We start from the raw sequence: 11,108 nt of genomic DNA on the forward strand, positions 1-11,108 counted from the left end.
GGGATCGCCGATAGTCTTGCAGATGAAACAGCCAGTTACAATCGCGGTAAAGCGCATTCATGACGCGGTCGAGGCAGGCGACGGCGCGCGCTTCCTCGTCGACCGGCTCTGGCCGCGCGGCGTTTCGAAGGAAAAGGCCGCGCTTTCCGCTTGGCTGAAGCCGTTGTCGCCCAGCGATGGCTTGCGCAAACGCTATCATGGCGAGACCGCCGATTCGGACGAGGCCTGGGACGCCTTTCGCCTCGACTATTTCGCGGAGCTGGATGCGGGCGGCGAAGAGGTGAGGGCGGCGCTGTTCACGCTCGACGCCGCGGCGGATTCAGGACCGGTGACCTTACTCTACGCCGCGAAGAGCGCCGAGCGGAACAATGCGCTGGCGCTGCGCGAATGGCTGGAGCGGCGCTAGGTGACCGCCCCGAACAGCGACCCGATTGCGATCGTCATCACCATTGCCATCGCGCCCCAGAAGGTCACGCGCACGACCGGCCGCAGCATCGGCGCGTTGCCTGCCCACGCGCCGAGCGCGCCGAGGAGCGCCAGGAAGATCAGCGACGCCCCCGACACGGTCCATGGCAGCGAGCCGCCATGGTCGAAAAACACCGTCGCGAGCGGCAGCGCGGCGCCGACCGAAAAGCTTGCGGCCGACGCGATCGCCGCCTGAATGGGCCGCGCCGCCGCCGCCTCCGTCAAGCCGAGTTCGTCGCGCAAATGGGTATCAAGTGCGTTGTGCGCGGTGAGCTGCACCGCGACCTGCTCGGCAAGCACGCGGTCGAGCCCGCGCTCCTCGTAGATTTGCGTCAGTTCCTCCAGTTCGAACTCGGGATCGTTCGCGAGGTGGAGCTTTTCGAGTTCGATGTCGGCCTTTTCCGCATCGCCCTGTGAGCTCACCGAGACATATTCGCCCGCTGCCATCGACATCGCGCCCGCGACAAGCCCCGCGGTGCCGGTGACGAGGATCGACGATTCGGAGGCACCCGCCGCGGCGACGCCCGCGATCAGGCTCGCGGTCGAAACAATCCCGTCATTGGCGCCCAGAATCGCCGCGCGCAGCCAGCCGATTCGCGTAACGGCGTGTGTTTCCTCATGCATCGTGGCGCTCCCCGTTGCGAACGGCGCGCCATCAGGGTCAGCGGGCGCGCTCGGACTTGAGCCCTGCTGCCGCGATCCCGGCGGCGGCGCAAGCCGCATCGTCGGCGGGCGCTTCGCCCGATGCGCCGACCCCGCCGAGCCGCGTGCGCCCGTCGGCGCTGAACACCGGCACGCCGCCCGGAACGGTGACGACATGGGGGGCATGGGCAAAGCCCGGCGTGCCCTTGGCGGCTTCCTCCATTCCGCTCGTTGCAAAGCCCCACGCTGCGACCGCGCGCGCCTTTTCGAGCGAGAAGTCCATCATCCCGAACGCGTTGCCGTCCATCCGCCATGTCGCGACGGGATGGCCGCCAAGATCGACGACCGCGATCGCATGGCTCTGTCCCTTCGCACGCGCGTGCGCGGCGCAGCCCTTGACGATCGCGTCGGCCTGTTCGGCGCTCAGCATCTGCGCGCTTGCCGGTGTCGCCGCGAGCAGAACTGCGGCCGCAACTATCCTCATTTTCGCCTCCCGGCAAAATCCCTAGTGCTGGAGCTTCAACCCCGGACGCTTCCACCGCGTCTTCACTAGCCGGCCAGACCCCGACAGGCTGAGATAGGCGTCCTGCATATCGGCTCCACCGAAGGCGATGTTGGTCGTGAAAATGTCGTCGGTCTCGACAAATTCGACGAGCGCGCCATCGGGGCCGACGACCGATATCCCGCACTCGCCGATCGTCGCGACGCAGATATTGCCGTTCGCTTCCATCGCGAGGCTGTCGAAGAATTTATAGCCCGCGGGGCGATAGAGCGGGATGCCCGGGCCGCCCGGCCCCGCGGCATCATCGACCTTGCCGGGGGCGATAATGTTGAACTGCGTCAGCCGGCAGGTGTAGGTCTCTGCCGCATAGAGTTTGGTTCCGTCGGGCGAGATCCCGATGCCGTTCGGATTATAGCTCGGGAAGATCACTTCCTCGATGAAGCTGCCGTCGGCCTTGGCATAGAAGATGCCGACGATGTCGTGGCAGCGCTTCGCATAGTCGACCTTGCCATGGTCGGTGAACCAGAAGCCGCCGTGTGCATCGAACATGATGTCGTTCGGGCCGCGCAGCACGACGCCATGGTCGCCGGTCTGATACAGCACCTCGACGGCTCCGGTCTCGATGTCGATCCGTTCGATCCGTCCGCCCGAATAGTCGTCGGCGATCCCGTGCGGCGCCAGATAGCCGTTCGATTCGACATAATTGAAGCCGCCGTTGTTGCAGCAGTAAAGCTTGCCGTCGGGGCCGATCGCGAGGCCGTTGGGGCCGCCGCCGGGGGTCGCGATGATCTCTTTCCGTCCGCCCGGCCAGCAACGCGTGATCCGCCCGGGGGCGATCTCGGTCACAATGACGCTGCCATCGTCCATCACGACCGGCCCCTCGGGGAAGCGCAATCCGTCGGCGATCAGTTCAAACTCGGCCATCCTCGTCTCCCTCTTTGCTTATTGTCGCGGGGTCCGGGTCGTTCGCTGCTGCTTCCTTTTCGTCACCCCGGACTTGATCCGGGGTCCATCCGGGCCTCGGCGGGCGGAATGGATGCCGGATCAAGTCCGGCATGACGACTCGAGCGGCAGCGTCTCTCCTTGCTCTCGCGCGTTTCCTATGCTTTGCGCCCATCATGCCCGTTCGCACGCTCTTCGCCACCAATTTTTACGAGGCCGATATCGGCACCCCCGACCTGCTCGCAGAGCTGGAGGATAGCTGCCGCCTGTTCGCCGAGGAGGATGGCGCGGGCCGCGCGTGGAGCCGCGAGCATGGCTACAAAGGCTATACCAGCTACGCGAGCCTCGGCGACCTGCCCGAACGCGACCCGGCTTTCCACGACCTCAAGAAGCTGCTCGACAAGGAGGTCAAGGCCTTCGCCAAGGCCTGTCATTTCGACCTCGCGAAACCGCTCAAGCTCGACAGCCTGTGGGTCAATGTCCTGAAGTCCGGCGGCACCCACAGCGGCCACATCCATCCGCACAGCATCGTGTCGGGTACCTTCTATGTCGCCGTCCCGCCGGGATCGGGCGCGCTGAAACTCGAAGACCCGCGCCTGCCGATGCTGATGGCCGCGCCGGGCCGCACCGACGACGCGCCCGAGCATCAGCGTCCCTTCATCTACGCCGAACCCGCCGCGGGCCGCGTCTTCCTGTGGGAAAGCTGGCTGCGGCACGAGGTGATGCCCAATGCCGCCAAGAAGGATCGCATCAGCATCAGCTTTAACTATCGCTGAGCGCGCCTATATCGCTCTTCGTCATTGCGAGGAGCGAAGCGACGCGGCAATCCAGCGGTGCGTGAACCGCTCTGGATTGCTTCGCTTCGCTCGCAATGACGAAGCTCTAGAAGGAAATCCCCCATGACCGCGATCTACGACGCCGACCTCCAGCTCTTCATCAACGGCGCCTGGCGGAGCGGCGAGGGGCGCGACGAGCGACCGGTGTTCAATCCCGCGACTGCGGGCACGATCGCCGAACTGCCGGTCGCGACCGCGGCCGATCTCGACGAAGCGCTCGCCGCTGCGGAGCGCGGGTGGCCCGCATGGCGCGCCAAGACCGCCGACGAGCGCGCCGCGCTGATGCACAAGGCCGCAGGGCTGATCCGCGAGCGCGTCGAGCATATCGCCACTCTGCTCACCCTCGAACAGGGCAAGCCGATCGCCGAGGCGCGCGGCGAGGTGCTGTCGGCTGCGGGGCTGTTCGCCTATTTCGCCGAGCAGGGCAAACGCATCGAGGGCCGCGTCCTCCAGCGTCCGCTCGGCCAGCGCGCGATGGTCACCAAACATCCGGTCGGCCCGGTCGCGGGCTTCAGCCCGTGGAACTTCCCGGTCAATCTGATGGTCAAGAAGATCGCCCCCGCGCTCGCCGCGGGCTGCGTCGTGATCGCGAAAGCGCCTGAGGAAACCCCCGGCTGCACCAGCGCGATCATGCGCTGCATCGCCGACGCCGGCATCCCCGGCGACGTCGTGCAACTCGTCTATGGCGACCCCGACATGATCAGCCGCCACCTGCTCGCCAGCCCGGTGATCCGCAAGGTCAGCTTCACCGGCTCGACCGCGGTCGGCAAGCACCTGATGCGTCTCGCCGCCGACGGCGTGAAGCGCATCACGATGGAGCTTGGCGGTCATGCCCCGGTGCTGATTTTCGACGACTGCGACCTCGAGAGCACGCTCGACAAGGTCGTGTGGCAGAAGTTCCGCAACGCCGGACAGGTCTGCATCTCGCCGACGCGTTTCTATGTCCAGCAGGGCATCTACGACGCCTTTGTGAAGGGCTTTGCCGAGCGCACGGCGAAGGTGAAGATCGGCAGCGGCCTTGATGCCGATACGCAGATGGGTCCGCTCGCCAACGCCCGCCGTATCCCGGCGTTGGAGGCTTTGGTCGCCGACGCCAAGGCCAAGGGCGCGCGCGTGATCGCGGGCGGCGAGGCGACGGGCAACGGCTATTTCTTCCAGCCGACCGCGATCGCCGATGTGCCGATCGACGCCGCGGCGATGAACAACGAACCCTTCGGCCCGATGGCGCTGATCCGCCCGTTCGGCACCGAGGAGGAAGCGCTCGAACAGGCGAACCGGCTGCCCTACGGCCTCGCGGCCTTTGCCTTCACCGAGAACGGCCGCCGCATCAACCGCATCGTCGACACCATCGAAAGCGGCATGGTCGGGGTGAACAGCTTCGTCATCTCGACGCTCGACATGCCGTTCGGCGGGATCAAGGAATCGGGTTTCGGCAGCGAAAGCGGACCCGAGGGGCTCGACGGCTATCTCGTGACCAAGGCGGTGCACATTTATTGATACGTCAATAATTTGGTGTGCCCCCGCGAAGGCGGGGGCCCATCACCTGCCGGTGCCAATTCGAGCCCACCGGAGATGGGTCCCCGCCTTCGCGGGGACGCGATTGCTCAATCCCGCTCCAACGCCACAAAATCGCGCCCCAGCGGGGCGAGGTGCGCGCCGCCGTCGACGAAGATCGTCTGTCCCGTCACCGCCTCGGCGCGCGCCAGATAAACGACGGCATCGGCAACCTGCGCCGGCGTTGGCAGCGCGCCGAGCGGCATGCGCTTCGCCAGCCGCCCGACCTGCGCCGCCGAATAATCCTCGGTCGCCATCGTCAGCCCCGGCGCGACGGCGTTGACCCGCGCGCGGCCGCCGAATGCGACGGCCAGCGTCGCGGTCGCCTGCCACAGCGCCGATTTCGACAGGCTGTACGCTATCTGGTCGGGCACCGGGTGGACGACGCGTTGATCGACGATATTGACGATTGCGGGTCGCTTGCCCTCGCTCGCCGCAACCAGCGCCTTTGTCAGCATCACCGGCGCAGACAAATTGACCTGCATCATCTTGGCCAACGCCGCGGCCGACAGGTCGGTCCACTCGCCCTCGGCGAACAGCGCGGCATTGTTGACGAGCAGGTCGGGCGCGCGGCCGAACTTGTCGATTACCGCCGGGACCAGCGCGTCAACCGCCGCCGGATCGGCCAGATCGGCGGCAAAACGGTGACTCACCGCCGCCGTCTCGGCCAGCGCCTCGGCCAGCACCGGATCGGCCTCGCCCGGGCTGCGCTTGTGGATCGCCAGCGCATAGCCCTCGCGCGCCAGCCGCGCCGAAATCGCGGCGCCGACGCGGTGGAGCCCGCCCGTGACGAGAGCGAGCTTCTGCGTCACTTGCGGCTCCGCCGCATCGTGATGCCGATCTGCTCGCCTTCCTCGGCGATCGCGAGTTTGACGATCTTGACCTCGACCTCCTCGACCTTTTCGTCCTGCAGGAACAGCGTGTCGATGATATGGTCGGCGACGCTTTCGATCAGCACGAAATGCACGTCCTTCGGAATGCCCTCGGTCGCCGCGAATTTCAGGTGCATGTAATTTTTCGAGCGGCTGAGCGGTGTGGTCGGGTCATAATGATCGGCCATCGCCAGCTTTGCGCGCACCGAGATGCGCAGCGGCTGCGGCAGGTGCGTTTCTTCGGAATAGATGCCGGTCAAAACGTCGACGGTCAGGCCGTCCACCTCCAGCCACAATGTATCGGTCACAAGAAATTCCTGTTCGGCGGGACCGACATTCGGCTTTGCATCGCCGCGCAGCGCCCCTAAAGCGCCGCCGCATTAGCGAAAGGGTGCGCGTTGGTCGAGTTACTTCCATTGTCCGGTATCGAGCCGCAGGCGGTCGAGCATCTGCTCGACCTCGCTTTCGGACCGGATCGTTTTGGACGAACCGCCTACCGTATCCGTCAGGGCATGGATGCGGTTCCGGCCTTGAGCTTCGCGGCGGTCGAGGGTGGCGCGCTGATCGGCACGATCCAGTGCTGGCCGGTCGCGCATCATGCGCCGGACGGCGGTGCGACGCCGCTGGTGATGGTCGGCCCCGTCGCGGTGCGTCCCGACGTCCAGCGCGGCGGGCATGGCCGCCTCCTGATGGCGCATATGCTTGAGGCCGCTCAGACGGAGGCCGACAGCGCGCTGATGATGATCGGCGATCCCGAATATTACGGCCGCTTCTTCGGTTTCACCGCCGACGCGACCGGCAATTGGGATTTGCCCGGCCCCTATGAGAAACGCCGACTGCTTGCGCGGGCAGTGAATGGGCATGGCTTGCCGACCGGTGCGGGGATGATCGGGCCGCGCTAGACAGAAAATCGCTGTCCTACATTATCCGGCGGGCATAGCCTTCCGGAATGCCGGTCGCCCGCCCTTCCGAATGTCGCTTTGCGCGTGAAGTTACGCAGATTTCTGCGGTCTCCCGGAAAGACTCCCGATCGCTCGTCCCTCTCTCCAGACCCAGTCTTCGTCATCCCGGACTTGATCCGGGATCCATCTGGCGGACGTGCCGTCGACCCACGCCTTCAGTGCAAATCGCGAGTGAAGTTGCGCAGTTTTCCGCCAATCTCCATCATCGCCCATTTCACGCGACCCGGCGCGGGGTCTCTTTACTTGCGCCCCCACATTCCTATGTCGGACGCATGGTCACTCCCGCACCCTCGCTTCCCAAGGACTTCGCCCAACTCTCGCTGACCGAGGTGGCCGAGCTACTCGCAGCGCGCAAACTGCCGCCGGTCGAAAGCTGGCATCCCGAGCGCGAAGGCGACAGCGCGATGGAGATTCGCGCCGACGGCAGCTGGTTTCACGAAGGCGGGCGCATCAATCGCCCGGCGATGGTCAAACTCTTCTCGACGATCCTCCGCCGCGAGTCCGACGGCGGCCACGTCCTCGTCACCCCGGCCGAGAAGCTGTCGATCGCGGTCGAAGACATGCCCTTCCGCGCGGTCGAAATGAAGAGCGAAGGGACGGGCGAAGCCCGCAAGCTCGTCTTCCGCCTCGACACCGACGACCTCGTCATGGCGGGCCCCGATCACCCGCTTCGCTTCGGCAGTGACGCCGACAATCCCGATCCGCGGCTCCACGTTCGCGGCGCCATCGGCAACGGTCTCGAAGCCCGTATCGACCGCGCGCTCTATTACGAGATCGTCGAGTTGGCGCTCGCCGAGAGCGCCGAGCCACTTGCAATCTGGTCGAACGGCGCCCGCTTCCCGCTGGTGGACGCCTGATGCTGTCGGAGAGGCTGCGCGACGCGCTCGGCAATCTGCGCCCCGATGAGGGCGCTGACGAAGCCTACCTGCTCCACGGCCAGGCGCTGCGCGACGCCGCGGTGCTGGTGGCCTTCACCGACCGGCCCGACCCCGGTGTGATCCTGACCCAACGCCCGCAATGGCTGCGCAGCCACGCGGGGCAGGTCGCTTTCCCAGGCGGCAAGATCGATCCGGGCGACCGCGACGCCATCGACGCAGCGCTCCGCGAGGCAGAGGAGGAGATCGGGCTCGACCGCCGTGACGTCATGGTTGCGGGGGCGACCACGGCCTATCGCTCGGGTAGCGGCTATCACATCACGCCGGTGCTCGGCGTCATCCCGCCCGATCTGCCCCTCGATCCCAATCCCGACGAGGTCGAGGACTGGTTCGAGGTGCCGCTCGACATCTTGTTCGACCCCGGCAATTATCAGCGCCGCCATGCGAACTGGCAGGGGCAGGACCGCCATTATTATGACATGGACTGGCAGGGACGGCGGATCTGGGGCGTGACCGCGGATATCATCATCAATCTGGCGCGGCGACTGCCGGCGGGCTGGTATCGGTGACGGTGCTGCCCGACACGCGATGGCGCTCGGCGCCGGGGCTCCGGCGGATCGTCGCCGCGCTGGGCGCCGACGCGGTGAAGATCGTCGGCGGCGCGGTGCGGGACACGCTGCTCGGCCTGCCGGTGACCGACATCGATCTCGCGACTCCGCTGTTGCCGCAGGACGTGACGAAGCGGCTCGAGGAGGCCGGAATCAAGGTCATTCCGACCGGGATCGCGCACGGCACCGTCACCGCGATCGCCAGTGGCGACCATCACGAGATCACCACCTTGCGCCGCGACGTCGAAACCGACGGTCGCCGGGCGACGATCGCCTTTGCCGACGACTGGCGCGAGGATGCGGCGCGGCGCGATTTCACGATCAACGCGCTCTATGCGGACCCTGAAAGCGGCGTAGTCGACGACTGGTTCGGCGGGATCGCGGACCTGCAAAATGGCTGCGTGCGCTTCATCGGCGACGCCGCGGCGCGCATCGCCGAGGATCATTTGCGCATCCTGCGCTTCTATCGCTTCGCCGGGCGTTTCGGGCAGGGCGATCTCGAACCCGACAGCCATGCTGCGGTTATTGCGGCGCGCCAGTCGCTGAAAAGCCTGTCGCGCGAGCGCGTGGCCGATGAACTGATGAAGATCCTGTCGCTGCCCGATCCGCGTGCGATTGTCAGGCAGATGGCGGCCGACGGGATGTTCGCTGTGATCCTTCCCGAAACGGCGGGCGATTTTGCGGCCACGCTCGACCGGCTGCTCGGCAACGAAGCCGCGACGGGCGTCTGTCCCGCGCCACTGCGCCGTTTCGCGGCGCTGCTGCCGCCCGATGCCGTGACCGCAGAACAGGTCGCGAGCCGCCTGCGCCTGTCGACGCGCCAGCGCAAGCATCTGGCGGCGCTCGCGGCGCATCGCACCGGACCCGTTCGCCCGGCGCGCCAACTCGCCCACGCCATCGGGGTCGATGGCGCGCGCGACGTCTGGTTGCTGGCGGGAACGCCCGACATGGCGACGGCCGCCGTGCTGTCGCTGAACGGCTGGGACGTGCCGCAGCTCCCGATGAAGGGCGGCGATATCATCGCACGCGGCGTCACCGCGGGCCCGGAGGTAGCGCGCATCCTGCGTGCTGTCGAGGCGACTTGGGTGGCCGAGGATTATCCCGATGCCGCGCGCGTCGCGGCGCTCGCCGATCAGATGATCGGGCGCACCAGCGACTGACGCCAATAGGCGAGCGCTGTGCTCGCTTCCATCGGGTGCGCGAACAGGAAGCCCTGCCCGAAATCGCAGCCCAGGGCCGAGAGCAGCCGGGCCTGGTCGGCGGTCTCGACACCTTCGGCCGTCGTGCGCATCCCCAGCACTTCGGCCAGGCTCTGGATCGTGCGGACGATCGCCGCCTTGTCGCGGTCTTCGACCATGTGATCGACGAAGCTGCGGTCGATCTTGAGCACGTCGAGCGGCAGGCGCTGAAGATAGGCGAGGTTCGAATAGCCTGTGCCAAAATCGTCCATCGCGACGCGTGCGTCGAGCGCCTTGAGCTCGCTCAGCACCGACATGGCAAGGTCGGGATCGCCGATGATGGCGCTTTCGGTGAGTTCGATCATCAGCCGGTCGCCGCCGATCGCGTTGGCCGACAGCGCGTCGCGAACGACGGCGGCGATATCGTCGCGGACGAGCTGGATCGCCGAGACGTTCACCGAGATATAGCAATCGACCGGCTTGTTCGTATTCTGGCGGTCCCAGTCGGCAAGCGTCGCCGCCGCCTTCCCGATCGCCCATTGGCCGAGCGGGACGATCAGCCCCGAATCCTCGGCAATCGGGATGAATTCGGTAGGCGGCACCGAGACGCCCTTGCTGTTGTTCCAGCGCGCCAGCGCCTCGAAGCCCGCGACCGTGCCTGTCGACAGTTCGATCAGCGGCTGGAAGTCGAGGCGCAGCCGGTCTTCCTCGATCGCGTTGCGCAACTCGGTTTCGAGACCGAAACGATTGTCCGAAAGGATGGCGGCTTCGGGTTCATAGATTTCGATGCGATCGGTGCGCTTGGCGCGCTTGAGCGCGATCTGCGCGTGGCGGATCTGGTCCGCGATATCGGTGTCAATTTCCGGCTGGATCGCGCAGCCGAGCGCGCAATCGACGCTGACTTTCAGCTCGCCGATCCGGAACGGATGGTCGAAACAACCGCGGATACGCCGCGCCATTTCGCGGACATCGGCCTTGCCGCCGGGGACGCGCGACGAGATCGCGAATTCGTCGCCGCCGGTGCGCGCCAGAATGTCGCCGCTGCGCAGGCTCGATTTGAGCCGCCGCGCGACGGTGATGATCAGTTCGTCGCCCGCCATCGGGCCGATATGCTCGTTGATGCGGCTGAAGCGCGCGAGGTCGAGCAGCAGGATCGCATGATCGCCGCTCCCCTCGGGGTCGCCGCGTTGTTCGACGAGCTCCTCGAAGCCGGCGCGGTTGGGCAGGCCGGTCAGGCTGTCGGAGACCAGCTCGCGGCGCAAGTTGCGCTCGACCATCATCTCCTGCGTGCGGTCGATCAGGGTCAGCAGAAACAGCGAGGTCGCGCCATTTTCATCGGTCAGCAGGGCGACCGATCCGCGCAGGTCGCGCGCCGCGACGCCCTTGCCCAGCCGGCACGAGAATTCGTGCGTTCCGGCGCCGCCTTGGGCGGCGCGCTCGATCGCGCGGCGAAGCTCGAACGGCGCGTCGACCCCGGCGGGGGACAGGTCGAGCCGATCGAACGCTGAATTGCTGGCATGGAGCGAAAAATTGCCGCGATCCATCGGACGGATCAGCGCTGCCGGAACGGGCAGGGCGTCGATCCAGCCGACAAACAGCGAGGGCCGGTCTTCGCCGGTTCGATCAATAGTCATAACAGCGGGTTTTGTGCGACCTTTCCCCATTGGCCGTT

The 11,108-nt window shown here is 66.5% G+C and carries 13 protein-coding genes; 7 read left to right on the top strand and 6 right to left on the bottom strand.

Going from position 1 to position 11,108, the window contains the following annotated elements; translation table 11 throughout:
- Positions 1 to 22: 22 nt before the first annotated feature.
- The gene (locus ATE64_RS01140) at positions 23 to 406 is read left to right on the top strand and encodes a DUF488 family protein (protein ID WP_058456983.1); all 384 of its coding nucleotides are present in this window, start codon (positions 23 to 25) and stop codon (positions 404 to 406) included.
- Here the strand turns inward: ATE64_RS01140 and ATE64_RS01145 are convergent.
- From ATE64_RS01145 to ATE64_RS01155, 3 genes are read right to left on the bottom strand one after another with little or no spacing between them, the layout of a single operon-like run.
- Positions 403 to 1,089 carry a VIT family protein gene (locus ATE64_RS01145; RefSeq protein ID WP_058456984.1) on the bottom strand — a complete coding sequence of 229 codons (687 nt, stop codon included), beginning with the start codon at positions 1,087 to 1,089 and terminating at the stop codon, positions 403 to 405. The genes ATE64_RS01140 and ATE64_RS01145 overlap by 4 nt on opposite strands.
- A gap of 37 nt (positions 1,090 to 1,126) precedes the next feature.
- Positions 1,127 to 1,591 carry a heme-binding protein gene (locus ATE64_RS01150; RefSeq protein WP_058456985.1) on the bottom strand — a complete coding sequence of 155 codons (465 nt, stop codon included), beginning with the start codon at positions 1,589 to 1,591 and terminating at the stop codon, positions 1,127 to 1,129.
- 21 nt (positions 1,592 to 1,612) lie between these two features.
- Positions 1,613 to 2,533, bottom strand: coding sequence for an SMP-30/gluconolactonase/LRE family protein (locus tag ATE64_RS01155; protein ID WP_058456986.1), 921 nt, complete (start codon positions 2,531 to 2,533; stop codon positions 1,613 to 1,615).
- 194 nt (positions 2,534 to 2,727) lie between these two features.
- Here ATE64_RS01155 and ATE64_RS01160 point away from each other — a divergent pair, with 194 nt between their 5' ends.
- Positions 2,728 to 3,327, top strand: coding sequence for a TIGR02466 family protein (locus ATE64_RS01160; protein WP_058456987.1), 600 nt, complete (start codon positions 2,728 to 2,730; stop codon positions 3,325 to 3,327).
- 123 nt (positions 3,328 to 3,450) lie between these two features.
- On the top strand, positions 3,451 to 4,884 hold the full coding sequence (locus tag ATE64_RS01165) for an NAD-dependent succinate-semialdehyde dehydrogenase (RefSeq protein ID WP_058456988.1): 1,434 nt from the start codon (positions 3,451 to 3,453) through the stop codon (positions 4,882 to 4,884).
- Positions 4,885 to 4,991: 107 nt separating this feature from the next.
- Here ATE64_RS01165 and ATE64_RS01170 read toward each other — a convergent pair whose 3' ends face one another.
- The gene (locus ATE64_RS01170; protein WP_058456989.1) at positions 4,992 to 5,753 is read right to left on the bottom strand and encodes an SDR family oxidoreductase; all 762 of its coding nucleotides are present in this window, start codon (positions 5,751 to 5,753) and stop codon (positions 4,992 to 4,994) included.
- Complete coding sequence (locus ATE64_RS01175; RefSeq protein ID WP_058456990.1) at positions 5,750 to 6,121, bottom strand: dihydroneopterin aldolase; 372 nt, start codon at positions 6,119 to 6,121, stop codon at positions 5,750 to 5,752. The genes ATE64_RS01170 and ATE64_RS01175 overlap by 4 nt, the downstream gene beginning before the upstream one ends.
- A gap of 90 nt (positions 6,122 to 6,211) precedes the next feature.
- On the opposite strand from ATE64_RS01175, the gene ATE64_RS01180 reads away from it, so the two are divergent.
- The 4 genes from ATE64_RS01180 (at position 6,212) to ATE64_RS01195 (ending at position 9,418) form a co-directional block, all read left to right on the top strand.
- Positions 6,212 to 6,715 (top strand): N-acetyltransferase, encoded by a 504-nt coding sequence (locus ATE64_RS01180; protein ID WP_058456991.1) that lies wholly within the window; start codon positions 6,212 to 6,214, stop codon positions 6,713 to 6,715.
- Positions 6,716 to 7,047: 332 nt separating this feature from the next.
- Positions 7,048 to 7,632, top strand: a complete 585-nt coding sequence (locus ATE64_RS01185; protein ID WP_058456992.1) for a DUF1285 domain-containing protein — start codon at positions 7,048 to 7,050, stop codon at positions 7,630 to 7,632.
- On the top strand, positions 7,632 to 8,219 hold the full coding sequence (locus ATE64_RS01190) for a CoA pyrophosphatase (RefSeq protein ID WP_197410094.1): 588 nt from the start codon (positions 7,632 to 7,634) through the stop codon (positions 8,217 to 8,219). Before ATE64_RS01185 ends, ATE64_RS01190 begins: the two co-directional genes overlap by 1 nt.
- Positions 8,216 to 9,418 carry a CCA tRNA nucleotidyltransferase gene (locus tag ATE64_RS01195; protein WP_058456994.1) on the top strand — a complete coding sequence of 401 codons (1,203 nt, stop codon included), beginning with the start codon at positions 8,216 to 8,218 and terminating at the stop codon, positions 9,416 to 9,418. Before ATE64_RS01190 ends, ATE64_RS01195 begins: the two co-directional genes overlap by 4 nt.
- On the opposite strand, the gene ATE64_RS01200 is transcribed toward ATE64_RS01195, so the two are convergent.
- The gene (locus ATE64_RS01200) at positions 9,391 to 11,070 is read right to left on the bottom strand and encodes an EAL domain-containing protein (protein WP_231728998.1); all 1,680 of its coding nucleotides are present in this window, start codon (positions 11,068 to 11,070) and stop codon (positions 9,391 to 9,393) included. The genes ATE64_RS01195 and ATE64_RS01200 overlap by 28 nt on opposite strands.
- Positions 11,071 to 11,108: the final 38 nt, after the last annotated feature.

Source organism: Sphingopyxis sp. H073 (genome assembly GCF_001468395.1).
In the GTDB taxonomy this organism is placed as follows: Bacteria; Pseudomonadota; Alphaproteobacteria; order Sphingomonadales; family Sphingomonadaceae; genus Sphingopyxis.